Origin of the sequence: Ruthenibacterium intestinale, from assembly GCF_040096265.1 — a bacterium.
Lineage (GTDB): Bacteria > Bacillota > Clostridia > Oscillospirales > Ruminococcaceae > Ruthenibacterium > Ruthenibacterium komagatae.
In genome coordinates this window covers 12,732-35,285 of the sequence record NZ_JBBMFA010000081.1, presented here as the reverse complement: position 1 = coordinate 35,285, position 22,554 = coordinate 12,732, and the positions used below count along the sequence as shown (strand labels likewise).

The following is a 22,554-nucleotide window of genomic DNA, read 5'->3' as shown; positions in this document are numbered from 1 at the left end:
AACAAGCGCCGTCGCGGATATTCATGATGAAAAGCTTTTCGTAAGGAGACAAAACAATGCCTGAAAAAGACCTTTTTATTCAACGGGCACAGCGGTACATGGACGATCTTTTCCGCCTTGCCTTCAGCTGGCTGAAAAGCCGGGCGGATGCCGATGACGTCACACAAACTGTCCTTTTGCGCCTGTATGAAACCGACAAAATTTTCGAAAGCGAAGAGCATGTAAGGCACTGGCTGGTCCGGGTGACCATCAATGAATGCAAGAAGTATTGGCGCTCGCCCTGGTGGCGAACGGAAGATTTCACCGATTACGCCAACACGCTGGTCTTTGAACAGCCGGAAGCCAGCGGACTGTTCGATGCGGTGATGGCTCTTGGGCCGAAATATCGAATCGTGATCTTTCTGTACTACTACGAGGGCTATTCCATCGAAGAGATCTCACAAGTGCTGAAACTTCCCCGCGGTACCGTGGGCACACGCCTGAAACGCGGACGTGAACAGTTGAAACAGACCTTATCCGAGGAGGTATCTTTATGAAAAAAGCGATTCAGCAGGCATTTTCCCCGCTACACGCAGAAGAACATACGCTGGAAACCATTTTAAATCGCACCGGTCCCGCACGCATTTCTTTTCTGCGGCCGGCCCGCACGCTTCTGGTTGCCGCCATCCTTGCGGCAGCACTGACCGTCACCGCATTCGGAGCAGACTATGTGCTGAACAATCGTGAAGTCTTTTTCTTCGATACGCTGGAAGCGCTGACCGCTCAGTATTCACAGGCGCATCCGGGCAATGCGGTAGCGGTGGCGATTCCCAGCTCTGCAGAAGAAAGCAAGGACATGGAAACTTCCGCTGAATATGTGGAACGCGCACTGAGCACCGGATTATTTGACGAAGAAACGGTGCTCGATGCAGGTGAAAATGGAGCCCAGCGCTGGCGGACCGCTCAATGTTACAGTGATACCTACGGCGACATTGTCACCGAGTACCGCGCTTCACCGGATTTTGCCGGCGGCATTGAGCAGCCCGGTCTTCTGGACTGGGACCTGACCGCACTGGCGAAAGCAATGGCGCCGGACACCGGCGGCCAGCTGGTCACCATCATCCGGGACGCAGGCAGCAAGCAGCCTCTCTGCATGAAAGTGCACCTCGGTTATACTTCGGACGCCGGAAAACGCCTGACTCTGAACTGGGTGTATGATTCCACCTGGGACTATGGAGAACCCGAATACATTTTGAACGATGCCTATGACGAATCGGAACTGTTCACCACCGATGACGGCGTGGACGTTCTGCTTCTCTCCTACGACGGGCAGGTGTGGGCCAGCGCCTACTCCGGGCACCGCTCGGTACAATTCTACACCACCGCCTATACACTGGGCGAAATGAAAGAGCTGGTAAACGAACTCGGGCTTTCCGCGGCGCTCACTTAAACGTACAATTTCATTAAAAACGCCCAACACAGAGTTCTGTGTTGGGCGTTTTTCATTGTTCTTACAGTGCGCCGTACTTTTCGTACACTTCTGCCAGCGATTTTCCTTCCAGCAGTTCTTTGCGAGACACATTTTCCCGCTCTGCTTTTTCGCGGGCCAGTTCAAACACGCGATCTTCCACTTCCCGGGGAATCACTACTACGCCGTCGAAATCCGCATAAATCATATCGCCGGGATTTACGAGCACGTCGCCGCAGCGCACCGGCACGTCATAGTCCACCACAAGGCCGCGGCCCTGGCTGTCCAGCGGGCGAATCCCCGCATAGAACACCGGGAAGCCCATTTTGATGATCCGCATGCAATCGCGGATCTGGCTGTCGCAAATGCAACCGACCGCGCCGCGCATTTTGGCGGCAGTGGACATCAATTCGCCCCAGGGAGCGTTGGTGCCGCCACTGTCTGTGGAATGCACCGCCACATCATATTCCGTCAAGCTGTCCATGGCCTCAATTTCTTTGCCGTAGGGGTTCTCTTTGACGATATAATCCGTCTCCAGCCAACGGAAGGTACGTGCCCGGCCCACAAACGTGCAGTTCTGCGGGTCCAGCGGGCGCAGACGCTGATGCATGGCCTGATGCCGGTACCCCAGCTGGTCGAGAATATCACAAACCACAGGAACGTACAGATGCTCTTTGATCCATGTGAATTTTTCCAAATCAGTCATTGCGGTTCTCTCCTTTTACCATTCAAGTTTTTCCATGGGTTTCAAAATCCGGCAGCGGTCTTCCAAACCGCGCACGGCACAAAAGTAACGAAAAGCTTCCGGGTTTTCTGCATTCAATGCCATCACGTCGTGATGCATGGGCACCACAAACTGCGGGGAAACCTTCTCCGTCAGCTGCACCGCCTGCTCCACATTCAGATTGCCGCACTTCCCGTTGATGCAGACCAGAAGAACATCCGCATAGGGTGCGTCTTCCAGAACCAGCGAACAGAACGCCGTGTCGGATGTGTGATAGATGCTCTTTCCGTTGGGAAGCTCCACCCGGTATCCCGTGGTATCCAGCACATCACGACCGGTCGCAAGGGCAAACACGCCCTGAATTTTCACGCCGTTGACCTCACATTTTTCGCCGTGATCCACCACGCGGATGTTCGCACGGGGCACGCCCAGCTCCTCCAGGCGCCGGGCCGCAAACCGCGGGGCCACAAAGACCGTTCGGTCCTTGTGCGGATAACGCGCAATCGTCTCCGGGTCCAGATGATCCAGATGATCGTGGGTCACCAGATACAAATTTGCATCCAACTCAGCCGCATCCACGGGGACCGGGTACGTTCTGGTGAACCGCGGATCGCTTTTCCCCACACTGTCGCTGAGGTACGGGTCAATCAAAATCTTCTGTTCACCGCTTTGCAGCAAAAAACCGGCCTGCCCCAAAAACCACAGCGCAGCATGCGCTTCATCCGTCCGATTTTCCGTAAACATCTGCCGCCTCCTCAGTTGATACGATATTTTTCCACCGCCTGCTCATTGATCCGGATTCCCAAACCGTCCCCCTGCGGAACGTCCATCATGCCGTTTGCATTCATCTGAATGGGATTTTCAATGATATCGCGCAGCATGGGGCTGGAACTCACATTGTACTCCAGGAAGAGACTCCTGGGCAGAACCGCGTTCGCATGGAGACTGGCAGCGGTCAAAAGGTCCGTCAGCCAGGCGTGCGGACATACATCGATTCCTGCGTATTCCGCCTCCCACATAATTTTGCGGAACTGAGTAAAGCCGCCGCAGCGCGTCAAATCAGGCTGCGCCACATCGATTTTGCCTTCCTGAATCAGGCGGCGGAAGCCCCATCCTGTCGCCTCCTGCTCGCCGGCCGCCAGACGCACCTTACTGCCTGCCGCTTTCACACGCGCATATCCCTCGTAGTTTTCCGGATGCAGGAAGTCCTCCAGCCAGTACACGTCATACACTTCCAGTTCGCGCACCAGCCGGGCTGCGTCCTCTGCACTGCGGGAAACCTTCCAGCCGGCATCCACCATGAGAGCCACATCTTTTCCGATGGTTTCCCGTGCGGCTTTCACCAAAGCGATGTCGTTTTTCGGGTCCTGCCCGAACACGCCCCATCCAAACTTGATGGCGGTGAATCCTTTGGAGAGGTAGAACTCACAAGCCCGGCGCATATCGTCGGGGCGCGGCCGGAACAATGTGGACGCATAGGCCCGGACTTGTTCACGCCTCGCGCCGCCCAGAATTTTATGTACCGGACGATGGATTGCCTTTCCGATGATGTCATGGCAGGCGATGTCAAAACCAGACATGACCTGAATTGCCACGCCGCGGCGGCCGTAATAGGCAGTGCCCAAATACAATTTATCCCACAGCGCTTCCACATCAAAGGGATCCTGTCCGATCACCAGCTCCCGAATGCCCTCCATCATATCGCAGCCTGTGCGCGGTGATGCGATCAGTGACTGCGCAATCTGCGGCGCGGTCTCCACATCGGACCATCCGGTGATCCCCTCATCGGTGCTCACCTTGATCAGGAAGCAATAGGCCACTCCGGGAGCTTCTTCACTGCCGGTGGGATTGAGATACTTTTCGGGCGATTGCAAGACAATTCCCTCTACATCGGTAATTTTCATATCGCGCCTCCTCAATCAAACGTCAGCGTAACCTTCAGTGCTTCGTCTTTTCCGAACTCAGCCAGGTGGAATGCGCGCTCCCACTCTGCAAAAGGCAGGCGGTGCGTGATTACCTCTTCCAGCCGGAGTGCCGGGTCTGCCAGCAGCTGAATTGCCTGATCCAGATAGTCATTGTCGTTGCAGCACCCACACAAATTCAATTCCTTCACATGCACACGGAACAGATCAATGTCCGGCATGGGAGAAACCACCGAGAAAATCGCCAGCGTCCCGCGCGCCCGCAGGCATTGAATGGCCGTGTTCACCGCCTGCGCATTTCCCGCGCAGAGAATCGCACTGTCCATTCCCTCACCTCCGCTGGCGGCAAGAATGGCTTCCTGAATGTCCGGGGCAGCCTTTTCGTTGATTCCGACTGCATGTGTGGCATGCTTCAGACGAAAATCATGCCGACCTGTCACAACCACGCATCCGGGACGACGGCTCTGCACCAGCTTTGCAGTGAGAATGCCAAAAGGGCCGTCCCCCAAAATCAGCACATTTCCTCCCGGCTGGACCGCCGCCCGCTCTACCGCTTCCAGGCATACACAAACCGGCTCCATCAGGCTCGCCAGCGCGTAGTCCATCCCTTCGGGGATTTTCCGCACACGGTCGGCGCGGATGCAGAAATACTCTGCAAATACGCCGCCTTTGTTCAGCCCCAGATGGGTCATATCGTCGCACAGATGCGGCAGCCCCCGGCGGCAGGAATCGCATTTTCCGCAGGGCATCACCGGATGTGCCGTCACCCGGTCACCCGGTTGAATGTTCTGCACTTTGCTGCCGACAGAAACCACATCGCCGCTTCCCTCATGTCCCATAATGGTGGAAACAGGCAGGCCAAAGGTATTGTATTTGAGATCGTTGATATCGGAAGTGCAGATGGTGGCGGCACGGGTGCGCACCAGGATCTCGTCCTCCGCCGGGACAGGTATGGCACGCTCTTCCATCCGCAGATCCCGCGTGCCGTAAAACGCAAGAGCTTTCATGTGATTATTCCTCCTGATCAATCCCCAAAATGGCGAGGGAATTTCTATGCAGAATGCCCTCGATCAGTTCCTCGGATATCTGTGGAAGGCCGGCGCGAATGGCAATTTGATTCACATTTCGAAGGCCCGCCACAGAATCGGCCGTAGTGGTTGCCGGAAAATCCGAGCCGAACAAAAGTTTATGACCCGCACCGTATTCCTGCACGGACAGCAGCGCGTTGTAGAACTGCCAGGGCCGGTAGTACAGCGCGGAAATATCCGCATACAGATTCGGCTGATGGCGAATGGCTGCAATGCATTCATCGATCCAGGGATGGCCCAGATGCGCCAGTACAATTTTCAGCTCCGGGAAGTCGCACGCAACCCGGTCCATGTGCACCGGCCGGGCATATTCCAGTGGGACTCCCGAAGAAAACGTCGTTGCCATGTGTGTTATGATTGGCAAGTGATGTTTTTCGCAATACTCATAAATCTGATAATACTGCGGAGACAACGGGTGAAGCCCCTGGTAAATCGGCCCCAGTTTTACCCCTTTGCAATGCAGATTCTGATGGTCATTTTGAAGCTGCTCCATAAAATCCGGCGCAGTGGGGTCAATGGATGTGAAAAAAATATATTTTTCAGGGTGCCGTTGCACCAGTTCCACCACGCGCTGGTTCTGAGCGCCCCAGCCGGTTTTCCGGGCATTGAGCCCGAACACCACTACTTTATCCGCTGCGCTGGTCCCTGCCAGATACTCCTCCTCTCCGTAGCTCCAGGAGGAAACCGGAATGCCGCACCGCTCCAGATCACTGAAAAACGGTTCCGTAAAATCATCCGGACAGCGCACAAAATGTGTGTGAATATCAATCAGCATAACATCGTCACCTCATCGTTCAGGGAAGAATGGAGTATCCTTTGATGAAGCCGCGCGAATACATGGGGCGGAACGCCTCTGCATGTGCTGCTCCGCACTGTTCACCACGATGGCTGGAAATTCCGCACATCCAGGCGCCAATGCCATAATCTTCACCGAATCCGGCGCGGAATGCCTCATCCTGGCTTTGATGGAAATTGGCCAGCCGGATTTTTTCCTGGATCACATCGCTGATATCCACCCAGTGGCTGGGCGAAAATTCACAGCCGCTGGCGGGTTCCACCTGAAAGACCGCGGGAAAATCCGAGGTGGCCGGTGACGACGTTTTGATCATGGGAAAAGCCATCTGCATGGCACATTGCCGCACCAAACGGTTCACGGTCATGTGGTCCAGATTGTAATCCGTCTCATTGTGGGTAAAAATCACATCCGCCTTAACGTTCCGCAGTGCTCCGATCAGAGCGTACCGTGTTTCGCGGGTGTCATACAGAAATTCATCTTCAAATCCAAGGCACTGATAAGTCCCGCCTGCCGCCTCTACCATTGCGGTCATTTCCCGTCGGCGGTATTCCGCCGCTTCCTGCGCGCTCATTTCCGGATGATGAACCATTCCGGTCTCTCCGCAGGTCAGGCAGATGAAGTGAATGGAATCGCCCCGCTGCTTCATTTTCAGCATGGTTCCCAGACACATCAGCTCATCGTCCTGATGGGCCATCACAGATACGACATTCATTGCAAAAGCCTCCTTATCCCTTGACGCTTCCGGCCATCACGCCGCGAATAAACGATTTCTGCATCAGTAAAAACAGTGCAACCATGGGAATGCAGACGATCACTGCACCGGCAAAAATCAAATCAAAATTGCCGATTCGGGATTGTGCAAACACATACAGGCGCTGCTGAAGCGTCTGGCGCGACGGTTCGTTGATCACGATCAGCGGAACCTGAAGGTCGTTCCACACATACACACCGCGCAAAACCAGCACAATTCCTGTAATGGTTTTCAGCAGCGGCATGTAAATGCGTGTATATGCCTGCAGGTAGCTGCATCCGTCGATTCGGGCGGATTCCATCAATTCCTTGGGAATCGTTCGGATAAAGCCCGTGTACAAAAAGACAATGAACGGCATGAACATGGAGGCATAAATCAGCGCCAGGCCCAAGAAGCTGTCGGACAAAGACAGAGTTTTCAACAGGGACACCAGCGGTACCATCGCCGCCTGGAAGGGCAGCGAGATCAAGGCCACAAACAGCACATACATTCCGTTGAACACGCGGTTATTTCCAATGTAAATGCCATACGCCGTCATCGAGCCCAGCACAATGAACAGCAGGCAGGACAAAACCAGAACACACAGGCTGTTCAAAAAAGTGGCCACATAATCCATTTTGGAAAACGCTGACACGATGTTTCCAAAGGTAAAGGTTTCCGGGCGAAGAACAAAGGGCTCAATGTTGATGTAATAAGGATCTTTCAGCGCATTGTTGATCACATACCAAAACGGAAGAAGATAAAAAAGCATCACCAGAATCATCAGTCCATTGGTCAGGACAACGCGAAGCCGCTTTTTTTGTTTCAATCCCAGTTTCATCAGCGGTCCTCCTTCCGGTTCAGCAGGAACAGCTCGCAGACAGCGAACAAAATGGTGATCAGCGTAAGCATAACAGCCAGCGCCATTGCCTTGCCCTGCGACATCGCTTTGAACGCGTACTGATAGGACATCAGTGCCATGGTCTGTGAAGCATAGCCCGGGCCGCCCTGAGTCAGCACGTAGGGCAAATCGAACAGCGTCAGAATTGCAATAGTGGAAACAATGATGTTGATGGTGATGGACTGAGAAATCATTGGAAGTGTGATGCGGAACAGTTTCTGCCACCAGGTAATTCCATCCACTGCCGCGGCCTCATACAGTTCGTTGGGCACAGTCGACAGACCACCCAGATAAATCAAAACATAGAAACCGACCGCATACCATATAATGGAAACGCTCAGAGCCGGCATTACAGTCTCCTTCTGTCCCAGCCAGTCCTGTACAAGATTCTCACAGCCTAATGCGTTCAGCAGATAGGCAAGCGGTCCTGTGGCCGGATTGTAAATCGTGCGCCAGATAAATCCGACTACGACCATGGAGACAATGTTGGGCAGAAACAAAATCACCTTGTAGATATTGGCGGCTCTTCCGATGTCGTAAATGATAACGGAAAAGAAAATGGCCAAAATGTTCAAAACCGGAACGTACAGAATAATGAGATAGAACGTGTTGAAAAACAACGTCTTAAATTCATCCGAAGAAATCACGTTTTTGTAGTTGTCAAACCCCACAAAAGCATAATCAGCGGAAACGCCGTTCCAGTCGGTAAAGCTGTAACGGAAAGACATCAGCACCGGATAGATGGAAAAAACAAGTACCAGGATCAGGGCTGGAAGCACAAACAGCGATGCACTGACCAGTTTCGAAGTGGAATTACGCCGCAGAAGTTTTGGACATGGAAAATGTTTCATCTATTGCGGCACCTCCTTTCCAAAATAAAGCCGCTCCGGTGCCCCTCCCTTCGGAAGGCCGGAGCGGCGGCAAAACACGTCAGGACTGTGTAGTGTACAACTCTTGTAATGTGGCCGCAGCATCCTCGGGGGTAATTTCTCCGGTTGCAACCTGCTGGAAGGTTTGCGGCAGGCGTGCATAAACGGACGGCGGCAGGGTTTCAAACCAATAAGCGCCTGTTACTTCAATATCGAGCAGCCGATCCACATATTCTTTCACGGTGTCTTCCATCTTTACTTTGCTCTCGTCGTATTCGATCAAAGACGGAATACTTCCGCGGGCCTGCTGATAGGTGTAGAAGCCTTCCTCATTGGCAATGTAATTGACAAACTTGATCGCAGCTTCTTCGTTCGGACCTTTTGCAACGGCGAAGCCGGTTTCAGTGCCCAGTACCACTGCCTGAGACTGTCCCTCCATATTCCAAGGCGGAACCATCATGCCCACTTCAAAGGGGCTTTCCATAAACGAACCGGCCATCCAGATGCCCTGGAAGCACATGGCCGCTTTCTCCTGCTTAAACGAATCCAGCAGAGTGGAGACCATAGCGCTGACAGAACCGGTCAGCAGATATCCGTTGTCGTTCAAAATCTTGACTCTCTCAAAGATACGGGCCTGCTCGGGAGTATCAAAATTAAACGTACCATTGGCAATTTCTGTGATATAATCCGGATTAGTGGCGGCAATTTCCACCGCATTGCCGGTACTCCAGCAAGTGTTGGAGATTGCACCGTCGCCCATGGCCACCGCCAGCGGCGCATATCCTTTTGCCTTCAGCTTTTCGCATACTTCCAGGAATTCATCCCAGTTTTTGGGTTCTTCCGTGATGCCGGCATCCTCAAACATCGCTTTGTTGTAATAAATCAACGTGGAGGACAGACCGCCAGCGATACCAAACAGCTTTCCGGACTCCGAAGTGAATACCGGCTTCAGCGATTCCTGCATATTCTTTGCCGCATCGGTTTCCGACAAATCAATGATCAGATCGTTCTCCGCCAGATCCGCACCAAAGGAACCCGCGTTGATGGACATTACATCGGGCAGAGAACCGGCTGCCGCTTTGGGCTGCAGGTACTCTTCAACTTCACCGGGCATCGGCGTGTACTCTACATTAATTCCATACTTCGCCGTAAAGTCCGCCGCAATCTGTTCCGCAGCATCCAGCCAGTCGTTGGACATCAAGGCTACTGTAATGGTGGTGTCTCCCTGTTGAGAAGCTTGACTTGTTTCACCTGCGTCCGAGGATGAAGAACACCCTGCAAACAGCGCGGTCAACATGGCAACTGATAAAACCAAGGAAATTCTTCGAATGTACTTTTTCATCTTCTGCGCCTCCTTTTGTGTTTGTGCTGGGTTTTCACTGGTTTTATTGTAGTGCTTTCGATGGTTCAGACAAAGAGGTCATTTTTTTGAAAAGGTGAGGATTTTTATGCAATTTGAGCGTTCTGCATATTTTATTTTCAGATTATTTAATTTTTATGGTAATATCTAATAGAAGTATGTCGAACAGCGAGGATGTGAGCTACTTGAAAAAGTGGTATTTAAACCTGAGCATTAAATACAAACTTCTGATTTTGTTTTACTGTTTTCTGCTGCTGTTTTCTTTTGCCTTTTATCTGTACAATGCGCGCGTAGTCTACCAGAACACGCTCCAGACCATCGGAAATGCCAATTTGAATCTGTTGACGCAGATCAACGCCAACAGTTCCTTTATGCGCAGCGAAGTGGAAGACATGAGCGCCCAGCTGATTGTAAGCCCCGAAATTCAGGCTTATCTCACTTCCGGCAACGCGTCGGATACAGAAAAAGAATATGTGGATGCAAGCGTGCGCGATGCCGTCAATCTTCTCATTTCACGCGGCTTTGTATCCTCTTTGTCCATCTGTGATTTGAAAGGCGCAGTCCCCCCTTTTATTCGCACCATTGACAGCCGCTTCACCATGCCGGACCAATCAGAACTGATCGAAACCGAACTTTTCCGGCTGGCCGAGCAGGCGCAGGGGCGTCCCGTATGGCTGGAAAACTCCGAGGACACTTATATGTTTGCCGCCAACAATCATTACAATCGTATTTTTATGGTCCGCATGATTCGGGACTATGATACCTATGAAAACATCGGCCTGATGGTCGTCGGAATCAGCGAACCGGCTTTGCGCCAGGAATACAGCCGCGGCATCGACACTTCGGAATGCGGAATTGCCATTTACAACAGTGACGGCGTTGAAATCTCCAGCCTTGGCCTGGATTTTTCAGACGCGTTTACCCCGGAGGAGATTCAATCCATCGCAGCGCAGGAGGACGGATATCAGGCAACTGAATGGAACCAGAGCACAGCGCTCCTCTGCCACATGACCGATGAAGAAACCGGCTGGGTGTATCTGTATATGGCCCCCCTTCAGGAGATGTTGAATCGAATCAACAATTCCTCCAACTATATTGTTCCCTTTGTTGTCTCTGCGTTGATTATTGTATTCCCCATTCTTCTGGTGACGACCGATCTGATCATCCGCCCCATTCGCAAACTGCTGGTGGCCATGCGCTCGGTGGAAGAGGGCGATTTCAGCCAGAAAGTTTCTTTCCGATACCGGGATGAAATCGGTCAGTTGGGCATGGGATATGACAAGATGCTTCAAAACCTGTCTTCCCTGATCGACAAAGTTTATGTACTGCAGATTCGTGAAAAGGAAGCGGAACTGAACGCTTTGGAAAGCCAGATCAATCCTCATTTTCTATACAACACACTGGATTCCATCTATTGGAAAGCGCAGATGCGCGGTGAGGAAGAAATTGCGGAAATGGTCTGGATTCTTTCACAGGTCTTTCGCGCCTGCCTGCGCAAAGGCGAGCCGTTCAGCACCGTCGGCAATGAATTCAAGCTTTTGGAACAATATATGCGTCTGCAAAAACTGCGATGTGGAGAAAAATTTGATTACGAGATACAATTGAAAGACGAACAGATCCATTCCCAGAAAATCCCCAAACTGATCCTGCAGCCTTTTGTGGAAAATGCTGTTTACCACGGAATTGAAAAGGAAGACCGCGTTGGGCATATTTGTGTCACCGGCGAACTGAGAGGCGACCGAATCTATTTCCAAATCCAGGACAATGGACAGGGAATGTCCCCCGAGCAGGCCAAAGCGATCTCCACCAATACGGAACTTTCCGACGGTCGGCATTACTCTGCCATCCATAACATTCATGAACGCCTGAACATTCTCTATCAGGGAGATTATCAAATCGAGGTTCACAGCGTACCCCATCAAGGTACCACATTCCTGCTTTCAATTCCGCTATGGAGGGAAAAGACATGACCAAGCTGCTGATTGCGGAAGACGACCAGAATATCCGGCTGGCCCTGCGCCGAATCATCCCCTGGCAGGACAACGAAATCACCCTGTGCACAGACGCCACCAACGGCCGGCAGGTTTTGAAAATTGTGCAAAAAGAGCATCCCGACATTTTGCTGCTGGATATTCAGATGCCGTTCCTCGATGGGATTCAAGTGGCCAAAATCTTATCGGAACAGCACTTTGAAGGGGAAATCATTATCCTCAGCGGGCACGATGAATTTGCCTATGCCCAAGCAGCTATCAAATATGGCGTTTTTGAATATCTGCTGAAGCCCTGCCGCCCCAACGACATTCTGGAATGTGTTCTCAAATGCCGGGACCGGATTGCAAGCAGCGAAAAGCAAAAACTGCTGTGGCGCGGCATGGAGCAAAAGTATTATCTTGAAACGGAGTATCAATTCAAAAGCCGCATCCTGTCCGAGGAGAAAGAAGATCTGTTTGCTCCGCCTGACCACACCAAACGGGATCTGCTCGAGTTCATCCGTACCGGAGAAGCCGAACAGGCCGAGTACTGCATTCAAACGCTTTTTCGGTATATCGGCGGTGCGCTATACACCAAACAGACCATCTTAAATTACTTGTTTACACTTTTTTTGCCGGTTGTGGACTTGCGCGAGGAACACGAACTGTTGTCGGACGAGATTCTTCGCTGCCGCGATTTCCGGCACCTTGCTTAATTCCAGTGTCTGAAGGAAGTGCAGGACCTTTTACAAAAACTCTCTTGCGAGACAGCGGAGTTGTGCCGCAGTCAATTTGGAGGAAGTCTGGTCATTCGGGAAGCATTGCTGTACATCAAAGCGCATTATAATGAGGACATCGAATTGAAAAAGATTTCCGACGCCATTCATATCACCCCGGCCTATTTGAGTGTTTTGTTTAAAAAGCACGTGGGAATGAACTATCTTGACTATCTCAACCGCTATCGCATCGACCGGGCCAGTGAAGATTTGGCGCACAGCAAGAAAAAAATCTATCAGATTGCCCGCGAAAACGGCTTTAAAGACGAAAAATACTTTTCCAATGTGTTCAAAAAAATTGCGGGGCTCAGCCCGTCTGAATATCGAACCCGTTATTACAAGCAAAACCCTGCAGATTTTCCAAGATCTGAACCGGAGGACTGAATTTTTTGTGCTCCGTGCAATAAAAACCGTCTTTATTTCTGAACCGTCGCCCTCGTGGCACACTGGGTTATTTATCAATACTGGCTCTGTCCAAAATCTAAAAATCAAAAAATCCACAGCACTTTTGTGCTGTGGATTTTTTGATTCTACGCGTCAGGGATTCTTTATAATGTATTACACGCACTCCCCTGCTGCTCCATAAATTTTTTGTACTGCACATAAAACGCAACGGAATCCGGATGGCCGCAATAAGCGATGGTTCCCGGGCGGTTCATCAACCCCATGTACTGATAGCCCAACACCTCTTCAACATAGAAAGACACTGCTTCTAGCTGCCTTTTGAGACGCTCCATGTTGGATGGCAACAATGCAGAATGATAGACATCTCCTTCAAATTCGAAAAGTTCTACATCCGCCCACAGTTTGGAACGCCCCGCTTTGTCATGCGCCTTTTTTAATGCAGAATAAAAGCGTCCGGTCTGATCCGGAGTGGATTTTCTCACACCAACCTCATCCTGGTATGCAACAATGTCCACATCCAGGGTTTCAAGCTGGCGGACATAAACATCGTCTGCAGACAGCATATTGGTGCCATAAGGTGCGATCATGGTCTTCAAATTCGAATTGAACGATTTTCCGAACGCTGAATACTGATTGACATACGCTGCAAAATTATCATCGAAATATTTTGTAATACAGCTTTCATCCGGATAGTACCAGCCATAAAAACTGCGGTATTTCCCATATCGTCCATAGACCTGCTCCATGGCCTTGAACGCCCGCTGGGTCACACTCGGACTCACCATATTCTCTCTGGGCTTGTTCCATGGGCCATAATATCCAACCGACATAAACACTTTCATGTCCAGCTTTTCTGCTTCTGACATCAGGGCATCAATGGGATCCTGGCAGACAAAATCTTTTGCCAGAGGATAGATATCCGTCGGGAAATACGCTTCGGCAAAATCTTCGTCCACAAGACTGGAACACAGCAAAACAATATATTTCATCCCGAGAGAGTGCATCTCCCGAATTTTTTCCCGCCACTGTTCTTCTGAAAAGTGACGACAAATCGGATTCCAATATTTTCCTTCTGCCTGATTGTGATGCTGAAATTCAAACCAGCTGCCCGAAATCAAACGAACCATTTTTATCACCCCTGTTTACAAATCAATCATGGATTTTCAAGCAATGAATTTGAAGCCCCACTGCCCGCACCGCAAATCCCTATCCCAGCCCCTTCAGCTGAGCAGGGTCCCAATGAAGCTGGATTCCGTGCTCCACCAGCAATGTCTGAAAATCCGCGAGCCGCGTTTTCCAAACCTGCAGAGGCTCCATCCGTTTCTCGATGCAAAAAGATGCCAGATGTCCTGCCACCTCGCCGATGTTCCACTCTACCGGATGAAGCCGAAAACAGCCATTGGTCAAATGTGTACAGCCAATATTTTTACAGGCCGGCAGCAGATTTTTCAAATCAACCGGAATCATAGCCGACAACGGAATTTCAAACGGCCACGCCGGCGTATAGAAAAATGTGTGACTTTGCGTTGTTGGATGAATGTCAATTGCATAGTGACCTACACCCACAGAATCATTGCGATGCAGAATTCCCTTCGAACATTCCCGTGAGATCTCCTGCTCACAGATTGTATGATGTGCACAGATGCGCCTGGACTCCCGAATATAAGGTGCCTTGGCAAGCCCGGATGCTGTTCCCATAATGTCCGGCCTTAAACGAACCGGATATCCGTGTCCGCCGTCCGGACGCAATGCGTCGTGGCGCAGCCAATACACTGCACACAGCGTCAACTGCTGTGCCAGTGTACGGTGGATTTCTGCGTTCGGATCTTCGAAAAGATTTCCAAAACCGTAATCGTTTTGCGGCCAGTTAAACAATGTCACTTCTGGGCGATTGTCCGTATACTCTCCCTTGGCAATGATGCGCCGGTACCTCCACAATCCACCGCAGTGAACGGGGTCCTCCTCATCAAACATAGCAAACCGTGTTTCCCGGCCGGTCCTTGCATCGGGTCCATACCAGCTCAATAAAGGTACCGGTGCGTAAGGTGCCTGGACAGAGCGAAACAATTCGTAAAGTGCCGGCTTTTCCATCGGCTCCAACTGTTTTTCTTCAGACAGTTCCAAAGCGGCAACCCAAGTGCAGGGCTGCATATCCGCCGGACGGGGGATCTCCGGAGCATGCGGCTCCCCTGTCTGCTCCCTGCATTCCGCCCCCACGCGATAACGGGCCCCCACAATGGGCAGCAAATCACTGCAGTCCGTACCATCCAGAAAAAATTTCGCACGGATCTCACGATACACATGGATGGCAGTATTCTGCACACGCACGCTCTCAATGGTATTATTTCGCACAACTGCCGACACCGGGCGGGTGTGAAGTTCCAGGGTAATTTCTCCCGATGCAAGGTACGGTGCCAAATGGCCCATCAGAATTCTGTGCGCTACCGCAGGTTCATGCGCAATGCCGGAAACCCAGGCACCGCCCGGGCAGACCTTTTTTCCGCGAAGCGCGCTGTCTGCCTTAGGATGGTTCCGATAATATTCCCGCACTTCGCTTCGATACTGCCGATAACGCCGTGTACAGCCGCAGGATTCAATCCAGGGGTGCTCGTCCGGCGGAACCGCCTGGCTGGTGAGCTGGCCACCGACCCAATCCGTCTCCTCACAAAGATAGACTTTTTTTCCGCTCTGCGCAGCACTCAACGCGGCCTGAACGCCCCCCAGACTGCCGCCGATCACCGCAACATCAAACGTAGTATTGCACATCGATTCTTTCCCTTGTTTTGTAACACGCCCTGCGGACTTTCACATCGACGCACGGCTGGATTCCCGCTTCAGAATCTCGTCGATCATGCAGTCGACCATAATGAGCATGCGAAGCACATGGAAGGGTCCTTTAAACGTAGACCCCTTGCAGGGAGGCATGGTCGGCTTTCCATCACGGCGCAGATAGCCGTACCACTCGCCATACTGCGGATCGCAAAATACACGTTTGCAGTAATTCAGCGTTTTATCAAAAATCTTCAAATACTTTTCATCACCCAAATCACGGTACAGCATCATTGCCGCAATCATCAACTCGTTCTGCGGCCACCACAACTTCATGTCATGCTCATATGCCTCCGGAGGCATTCCCATGCAATCGATAAAGTAAAGCAGACCTTCATATTCTTTGTCCCAACCGTGTTCAAACGCCTGATCGAATATATTCTGCGCTTTTGCATGCAGCATCTCACTGCCCAGATAATTTGCCTCTTCCAACATAAACCATGCACATTCAATATCATGCCCCGGGTCCACCATACGCCCTGCAGTGCATTCAGACTGCACCTCTCCGTCCAAGCCTACTGTTTCCAACAGACACCCCAGCTCCGGTTTATAGTGATACGTGAGGATTTCTTTGCAGCACTCTTCGGCACGCTGGTCATACAAAGCTTTGTTCTCCGGATCACAGCGGCGCATGATGGATGTAATGTTCAGATAAATCATGGGATCGGCCAATGACCGTCCACTTCGGGTCGTCGGGATCGTCTTGGGGCCCAGGCCGGTGGGATCCTGAATCAATCTGTGGTTCAGCTGATAAATCAGTTCATACGCAGCACGGGCGCGTTCAATGTACTGCTTGTCATTTGTCAGGCCAAAATATTCCGCATTCGCCATGCAGTAAAAGCCCTCGCTGAAACAATAACGGCGCTGCCGAAGCGGCCTTCCATCTGCCGTTACGGTAAAATACATTCGGTTGCCTGCCTCCCGATTGATGCAGTATTTTTCCATAAAATCCAGGCAGCTTTGGGCGGCTTCCATCCACTCCTGCTTTTTTCCATACACATGGCATAAATAGGAAAAGATCCAGCCGCAACGCCCCTGCATCCACACACTCTTATCGGTGGAATAAATTTTTCCTTCTCGATCAAGGCAGGTGTAAACACCGCCGTTTACAGGATCCATCCCGTTTTTCAGCCAAAAATCCACGGCACGCCGCAGCTCATCTTTGGCCCAGCTTTGATATTCTTTCAGCTGTTCTACCTGCTTCTCCATTTTAAAAACCCTCTTTCTTCGCAACCCTGAACAATGTACCGGGCAATGTCCGGCGGGAAGTACAGTAAGCTTCCGCCGGGAACGACTGCACCAGGCAAGCGCGCGTCAAACGCACAATATTACATATTTTTTGCCAGTTCTAAAACCTGTTTGCGGAACGGGCAGCTGTCTGCCGTTCCAAAACGGGTTACACTGATTCCTGAGGCAATCACCGCATACTGCACCGCAGCGGCAAGATCTGCGCCCAGCACAAGTTCTGCTGCCAGCGAACCGTTGAACACATCCCCTGCACCCACCGTATCCACTGCGGAACCCGCACAAAAGGCACTCACCCTGCGGCAGCCATTCTCGTCCGCAAGCAGCACGCCACTTTTGCCTAACGTGACAACAGCCCGCGGCGCTCCTGCGTGCGAGAGGCCTTTCCAAAGCTCCTCGTCTGTTACGTCTTGATCCGGGGAGAAGCCCGCGATACATTTTGCCTCTTCTTCATTGGGTGTAATTACAAAACACTGGCGCAGCAGTTCCGGTGAAAATTCACCGGCGGGAGCAGGATTGAAAATCACCCCGGCACCGATCTGCGAGGCCAGCCGGAATGCCGCTTCCAAACATGCAGCGGAGAGTTCATTTTGCAACAGAAGATACCTGCATCCCTGCATATGCATTTTCGATTCTTCCGACAGGATCTCCTCGGGCAGAAGCTGCTGTGAAGCGCCGGGGAAAACCTGAACAAAATTTTCTCCGTTTTCCTGGGTAGAAACTGCGGCAAAAGCAGTGGGAACAGCCTTTTGCTGCAACAGAACATCGATCGATTCCTTTTCCAGATGTCTTTTGCATTCCTCTGCGTATGCATCCTGACCGACCGCCGCAAGGAACACCACCAAAGCACCGGCACGGGCACAGGCCACCGCCTGATTATGCCCCTTTCCGCCCGGCTCATAAGAAAGCCGACGACTAATCACAGTCTCTCCCGGTCGGGGCAATGCATGCAGCTGAAAAAAAGCCGTCTGCCCCGTGAGTCCAATGACTCCTACCTTGGCCACATTCTTGGTTTCCATGGCTCTCACCTCACAGAAAGCGAATTCGGGAACGATAGCGCTCAATCAGATCCATATTCTTTTCCATTCCGCCTTGCACATTTCCGCTCACATATACAGGCGGTTCCACGCCCTTTTCCCAGAGCATCTGAGAAGCCTGCACCACAATCGCCTGCATGATCGTGCAGGCAGAGATCGTCGAAATCGGCCCCACATGAATTCCGCTTGTTCCAATTTCCACTGCCGCATCGCCATGACAGACGCCATTGTCCAATACGATATCGGCAAAATCGCTCAGTTTCTTTCCGGATGGGTGACGGGAAGTGTCCTGCGCATATGCTTGTGACACAACAGTCACAACAGTTATCCCTTTTTCCTGTGCGCACCTGGCCATCTCGATGGGCACTGAATTGATACCTGAAGTGGAGACCACAAAAAGGATATCGCGCTGCGTAATGGGGAACCGCTTAAACAAAGGGTCCGCCAGCCCGCACATCCGTTCCAGGCAGCTGCTTTTTACCGCTCCATCGTGGAGCATGAGCGCCGAATCCAAAATCGGGTAAACAGGTGCAAGACCACCCGCCCGATAAAACAAGTCTTCCGCAACAATATGCGAATGACCGCAGCCAAACAGATAAATCAGTCCATCGGCAGCAAGGGTGTCTGCCACAAGTGCCGCTGTTTTCTGCAGCTTCTCTGCCTGATCGCCAATCGCATGATCCAGCACCTGAAGAACCTTATGATAATATTCCTGATAAAGCATATTGATCTCCCAAAACATCCGAATTTCAATTGGAGTGTTTACAATTTCACCGGCTGCCCTGTACGAATGCTGTTATAACAAGCCAACATGGCGCGAATGGTGTTCTGGTGCCATTTCAGATTGATAGTTGGCTCCTTGTGATTTTCAATGCAGTCCACAAATTCATCGATCAAGCCGACCCACTCGTCAAAATAAGTATACTGAACAAGATAGCGGTCATCCGGTCCGGCATTGTGATAAATGTTCGGGCCAAACAAATCGGCCGAAAGCACTCCCTGATCGCCAACCAAGGTCATGTCGACCTGCATACGCTTGGGGAACACTTCCCAGCCGGGCCCCGGAACAGGAATGCGTTCTTCCATACGCGACCAAGAAGGATCCAGCGAGAAAGTCACGCCGTTTTTCATCCGGCCGATCACGGAAAGCATGTCCTCTTCTTCCAGATCCGGGCGCAGATTCGGCGCCACCTGTGCATAAATGGTATCAAACTCACTGTGCGTGACCCAGCGAATCATATCAAAAATGTGCGGATGATCGCACAGGGCGCCGCCGCAGAAACGATCGTCGCCGTCACGCAAGGGCACGCGCTTACCAAAGCTCTGCGCCGGATCGCCCTGCCAGGGGAAAGCCCACACCGGGGAAAGCGTGATATTTGTTGCTGTAAAACTGAGAAGTGTTCCAATGGAATTTTGTGATTCCAGATCCTTGATGCGCTGCATGACCGGATTGTAATGCAGTTCCAGCTCCACCTGGCAGACGATTCCCGCCTGCTCCACCAAACGAATCATTTCATCGTATTCCGCCATATCGAAGGTGGGAATTTTCATGGAAAGAATATGAATACCGCGTTCCGCGCACAGGCGCATCTGACGAAGGTGGTCGCAATTGGGCGAAGCCAAAATGGCTGCCTGAATTTCCGGGTGCTTGTCAAACAGTTCTTCATCGCTGTCATACACCGGCACACCCGGGACCGTCTTCTTAAACAGTTCCTTTGTATTCAAATCGGCCGCACTGGCCGCCACAAACTCCAGTTTGGGATTCTCCCGCAGAACCTCGTAGTACTTCCGCGTGTGGCCGTGGTTCAGCGAAAGTAAAGCAATTTTAATTGGCTGATCCATAGTTAACCTTCCTTTCCGTTCACATCGCAAGGCAGTGCGCCTGCTCTGCAGAACGATAAACCAACTTTTCCAGCTCTTTCAGCTGCGCGAAAGCATTTCTGCGCTCTTCCTGCTGGGAATCGCGCAGCACCACAAAGGCCTCCCGGACCAGACTGACTTCTTCCGGCATCAATCCGTAAAGTTCGAAATCCAGATCGTTGAACTCCTGTCTGCCTTGGGAAGTAAACACATAAAGAGAAGACTGCGGCAACTGTGTGTCTACCACACGATCGCAAATCACTCCGCGCCGGGTATTGATTTCATGCCGGTCGATCATCGGCTGACCGCCCTCCAGTGCACAGGCGAGCTCAATGGTGCAAACCGCCTGACTTTCCAGCGTTACAATGATGTTCCATGCCGTTCCGCCGCTGAATGCGCAGACAGATTTTACCGTGCTGTCCATCAACCACTGGCACAGGTCCAGTTCACGCAACAGTTCCGCAGCCAGCGGCCGGTTTCGCTCCACCAGCCGCTGGCTGCGGAGAACCGTGGGCACTCCTGCCCGTCCGCTGTTTTTCAAGGCATGCATCTCGGTAAAGCGGCGCTCCTGCCGCCAGGGCAGCAACGGAATCTCCCCGTCCTGTTCTTCCAGGTAGAAAATCCCGTCGCGCTGCATCAGTTTCGGGCGAGAAGAAGCCTCCACCCCATATTTCCGCATGAGCAGCTGCAGTTTTTCCTCGCATTGCTGCAGATTCATAAAAACTCACTCCTGTTCTACTGAGAAAAAAATGATCTCTGATGATTTCCGTAACGCTCAAAGGGCCGGTATTCTTGGCGAAAAGCGCGCTAAAAGCCGTTCATTCTGCTGTGTTCCCCGCGGGGTATTGGCGTTGTTCCATATAGGCGGTTCTATTCCCCGTTCCAGACAGATATCGATCGCTTCCAGTTCCATGATTCGGCACAAAGCAAAGGTGCCGATTCCCGAAACGGGCCCTACCGGAGTTTTCAGCGCCGGCTTGTTGAGAACTGCGTCCGCAACCGTGTTTCCATCGTCGACGAAAATGTCCGCGACATCCCTTAAATTTTTTCCGCTCTCATGGCGTATCACCGCACCTTGCGGCGTCTCGTCCTGCCAATGGGAACTGGCAATCCCAATGACATTCGCGCCCAATTCTTTTGCTTTAAGTGCTGCATCGATGCAACTCGCATTCACGCCGATCGTATGGATCACAAGCAGAACGTCATCTTTTCCGAGTCCGGATGCCTCGATCAACGAACCGCCAAGACCTTTGCATCTCTCCAGCGCAAGAAAGGTTCGCGCGCAGCTTAAAGCGCTGAGGCCATGCTCGCAAATCGGATAAATATTTGCCAGACCGCCCACACGAAAGAACATTTCTCCCACTGCCAAAGAAGTATGCCCGCCCGCGCCAAATACGTAAATCAGCCGATCACGGCAGATCGCATCTGCCAACAGGCCCGCTGCCTGCCGAATCGGCTCCTTTTCCGTCTGTGCGATCCAATTGATGCGTTCACATACTTTTTGGACATATTCCTGCTGAAGCATAGAACTCTCCTTGTCCGCAGCTTTTATCGAGCCGCCCCCGACCTGCTCATGACGCGCCGGTAATTCTCTCCGATATGGTCCCACAGCTGCAGCGGGTCCGGCGCGGCTACCGAGGTTCCGTAACCGCCGCGGTAAGTCCAGGTGGACAGGCGGTCCACTCCCAGATTTTCGTAAAGGTCCACGATTCGGTCAATTTGTTTCCAGTCTTCCGGGCGCTTGTTATAGCCCATCAGCCAGCGTTCGGATTCTTTCCCATACTTGCGGGCCATTGCCACGGTTCTTTCCGTCACATCCCTGAAAAAGCTTTCCGGCAATTCCCAATTGATAATGGTGCTTGCAAAAACATCAAAATAGGGGCACGCCGCCACCATGTCCCAATTGTCGTAGCCACGCTGCTCGGTAACATAATAAGTATTGATAGTCGCGTGTACGCAGCAGGTGATTTCCAGATCGGGGTTGTACTCTTTCAGCGCCTTGCTTGTTTCCGACAGAGTAGTCAATGCTTCTCTCCAGCGGAACTGCTTCACATCGCTGTTCATGATGCGCGGCATTTCGTATCCGTAATAGCGCTTAAATTTTTCCATGCATTCCGGGCAACGGCAGGCCCAGTCATCTCCCGCTCCACCTGTAATGGAGGCATAGCTTTTCGGCAGTGCATAATGCGGTTCATCCCAGAAGAAACCATCCACACTTGTGTTTTTTGCAAGCTTCAGGCAAAGGTCTTTGAAATAATCCCGGAACGAATTGGTATTAAAGCATACATTGGGTAAAACTTCCCCTGTAAAAGCCGAAACCTGCCGGTGATGGATATTGTTCTGCAAAAACAGGCTGACCGGTTCTCCGCCAAAATACTTGCCGATTCCCCAGAGATCGGCAAGCACTCTCAAACCGACTTTGTGGGCACACTGAACGATGGATTCAATGTTGGGAAACCAGAAATCCATATCAAATTCGGTAATCGCCAAAATCACGGTGTCACAGCCATGCTGCACCATTTCTTCAAAATCCTGCTCTGCATGCTCGGCATAGTTGAGGCCGTAATAACTTACGCCGGTATGTTTAATTGCCAT

At 51.7% G+C, this 22,554-nt stretch carries 23 protein-coding genes; 5 read left to right on the top strand and 18 right to left on the bottom strand.

The window, feature by feature from the left end; genetic code table 11:
* The first annotated feature begins 56 nt into the window (after positions 1–56).
* Together WMO24_RS06645 and WMO24_RS06640 are read left to right on the top strand one after the other, a co-directional pair.
* Positions 57–536, top strand: coding sequence for a sigma-70 family RNA polymerase sigma factor (locus WMO24_RS06645; RefSeq protein ID WP_349215550.1), 480 nt, complete (start codon positions 57–59; stop codon positions 534–536).
* The gene (locus WMO24_RS06640; RefSeq protein ID WP_349215549.1) at positions 533–1,429 is read left to right on the top strand and encodes a hypothetical protein; all 897 of its coding nucleotides are present in this window, start codon (positions 533–535) and stop codon (positions 1,427–1,429) included. Before WMO24_RS06645 ends, WMO24_RS06640 begins: the two co-directional genes overlap by 4 nt.
* 61 nt (positions 1,430–1,490) lie before the next feature.
* On the opposite strand, the gene WMO24_RS06635 is transcribed toward WMO24_RS06640, so the two are convergent.
* The 9 genes from WMO24_RS06635 to WMO24_RS06595 form a co-directional block, all read right to left on the bottom strand.
* On the bottom strand, positions 1,491–2,153 hold the full coding sequence (locus WMO24_RS06635) for an RraA family protein (RefSeq protein WP_349215548.1): 663 nt from the start codon (positions 2,151–2,153) through the stop codon (positions 1,491–1,493).
* A gap of 15 nt (positions 2,154–2,168) precedes the next feature.
* Complete coding sequence (locus tag WMO24_RS06630) at positions 2,169–2,915, bottom strand: MBL fold metallo-hydrolase (RefSeq protein ID WP_349215547.1); 747 nt, start codon at positions 2,913–2,915, stop codon at positions 2,169–2,171.
* Between the two features lie 11 nt (positions 2,916–2,926).
* Positions 2,927–4,075, bottom strand: a complete 1,149-nt coding sequence (locus tag WMO24_RS06625; RefSeq protein ID WP_349215546.1) for a mandelate racemase/muconate lactonizing enzyme family protein — start codon at positions 4,073–4,075, stop codon at positions 2,927–2,929.
* Between the two features lie 11 nt (positions 4,076–4,086).
* Entirely contained in the window at positions 4,087–5,100 is a 1,014-nt protein-coding gene (locus WMO24_RS06620; RefSeq protein ID WP_349215545.1) for a zinc-dependent alcohol dehydrogenase, read from the bottom strand.
* A gap of 4 nt (positions 5,101–5,104) precedes the next feature.
* The gene (locus tag WMO24_RS06615; RefSeq protein WP_349215543.1) at positions 5,105–5,956 is read right to left on the bottom strand and encodes an amidohydrolase family protein; all 852 of its coding nucleotides are present in this window, start codon (positions 5,954–5,956) and stop codon (positions 5,105–5,107) included.
* A gap of 19 nt (positions 5,957–5,975) precedes the next feature.
* A complete protein-coding gene (locus WMO24_RS06610) occupies positions 5,976–6,689 on the bottom strand; it encodes a PIG-L deacetylase family protein (RefSeq protein ID WP_349215542.1) in 714 nt (237 codons plus the stop codon).
* 13 nt (positions 6,690–6,702) lie between these two features.
* Entirely contained in the window at positions 6,703–7,548 is an 846-nt protein-coding gene (locus tag WMO24_RS06605; protein ID WP_349215540.1) for a carbohydrate ABC transporter permease, read from the bottom strand.
* Positions 7,548–8,459: a carbohydrate ABC transporter permease gene (locus WMO24_RS06600; RefSeq protein WP_349215539.1), complete on the bottom strand. Its 912-nt coding sequence runs from the start codon at positions 8,457–8,459 to the stop codon at positions 7,548–7,550. Before WMO24_RS06600 ends, WMO24_RS06605 begins: the two co-directional genes overlap by 1 nt.
* 79 nt (positions 8,460–8,538) lie before the next feature.
* Positions 8,539–9,819 (bottom strand): ABC transporter substrate-binding protein, encoded by a 1,281-nt coding sequence (locus WMO24_RS06595; protein ID WP_349215538.1) that lies wholly within the window; start codon positions 9,817–9,819, stop codon positions 8,539–8,541.
* A 203-nt stretch (positions 9,820–10,022) separates the two neighbouring features.
* On the opposite strand from WMO24_RS06595, the gene WMO24_RS06590 reads away from it, so the two are divergent.
* Genes WMO24_RS06590 through WMO24_RS06580 form a run of 3 tightly spaced genes read left to right on the top strand, consistent with a single transcriptional unit; the run spans position 10,023 to position 12,967 of the window.
* The gene (locus WMO24_RS06590; RefSeq protein WP_349215537.1) at positions 10,023–11,807 is read left to right on the top strand and encodes a sensor histidine kinase; all 1,785 of its coding nucleotides are present in this window, start codon (positions 10,023–10,025) and stop codon (positions 11,805–11,807) included.
* Positions 11,804–12,523, top strand: a complete 720-nt coding sequence (locus tag WMO24_RS06585) for a response regulator (RefSeq protein ID WP_349215536.1) — start codon at positions 11,804–11,806, stop codon at positions 12,521–12,523. The genes WMO24_RS06590 and WMO24_RS06585 overlap by 4 nt, the downstream gene beginning before the upstream one ends.
* A 60-nt stretch (positions 12,524–12,583) precedes the next feature.
* Complete coding sequence (locus WMO24_RS06580; protein WP_349215535.1) at positions 12,584–12,967, top strand: helix-turn-helix transcriptional regulator; 384 nt, start codon at positions 12,584–12,586, stop codon at positions 12,965–12,967.
* A 164-nt stretch (positions 12,968–13,131) separates the two neighbouring features.
* Here WMO24_RS06580 and WMO24_RS06575 read toward each other — a convergent pair whose 3' ends face one another.
* The 9 genes from WMO24_RS06575 to WMO24_RS06535 form a co-directional block, all read right to left on the bottom strand.
* Positions 13,132–14,115, bottom strand: a complete 984-nt coding sequence (locus WMO24_RS06575; RefSeq protein ID WP_349215534.1) for a DUF4434 domain-containing protein — start codon at positions 14,113–14,115, stop codon at positions 13,132–13,134.
* 79 nt (positions 14,116–14,194) lie between these two features.
* Positions 14,195–15,754 (bottom strand): FAD-dependent oxidoreductase, encoded by a 1,560-nt coding sequence (locus tag WMO24_RS06570; RefSeq protein ID WP_349215533.1) that lies wholly within the window; start codon positions 15,752–15,754, stop codon positions 14,195–14,197.
* Positions 15,755–15,793: 39 nt separating this feature from the next.
* A complete protein-coding gene (locus tag WMO24_RS06565; RefSeq protein ID WP_349215532.1) occupies positions 15,794–17,026 on the bottom strand; it encodes an AGE family epimerase/isomerase in 1,233 nt (410 codons plus the stop codon).
* 119 nt (positions 17,027–17,145) lie between these two features.
* A complete protein-coding gene (locus WMO24_RS06560; RefSeq protein ID WP_349215530.1) occupies positions 17,146–18,081 on the bottom strand; it encodes a ribokinase in 936 nt (311 codons plus the stop codon).
* Positions 18,082–18,091: 10 nt separating this feature from the next.
* Positions 18,092–18,823, bottom strand: a complete 732-nt coding sequence (locus WMO24_RS06555; RefSeq protein ID WP_349215528.1) for an SIS domain-containing protein — start codon at positions 18,821–18,823, stop codon at positions 18,092–18,094.
* A 38-nt stretch (positions 18,824–18,861) separates the two neighbouring features.
* Positions 18,862–19,941 carry a Gfo/Idh/MocA family protein gene (locus WMO24_RS06550; protein ID WP_349215527.1) on the bottom strand — a complete coding sequence of 360 codons (1,080 nt, stop codon included), beginning with the start codon at positions 19,939–19,941 and terminating at the stop codon, positions 18,862–18,864.
* Positions 19,942–19,960: 19 nt separating this feature from the next.
* A complete protein-coding gene (locus tag WMO24_RS06545; RefSeq protein WP_349215526.1) occupies positions 19,961–20,677 on the bottom strand; it encodes a hypothetical protein in 717 nt (238 codons plus the stop codon).
* A 57-nt stretch (positions 20,678–20,734) separates the two neighbouring features.
* On the bottom strand, positions 20,735–21,484 hold the full coding sequence (locus tag WMO24_RS06540) for a sugar isomerase domain-containing protein (protein WP_349215525.1): 750 nt from the start codon (positions 21,482–21,484) through the stop codon (positions 20,735–20,737).
* Between the two features lie 23 nt (positions 21,485–21,507).
* Positions 21,508–22,554: a hypothetical protein gene (locus tag WMO24_RS06535; RefSeq protein WP_349215524.1), complete on the bottom strand. Its 1,047-nt coding sequence runs from the start codon at positions 22,552–22,554 to the stop codon at positions 21,508–21,510.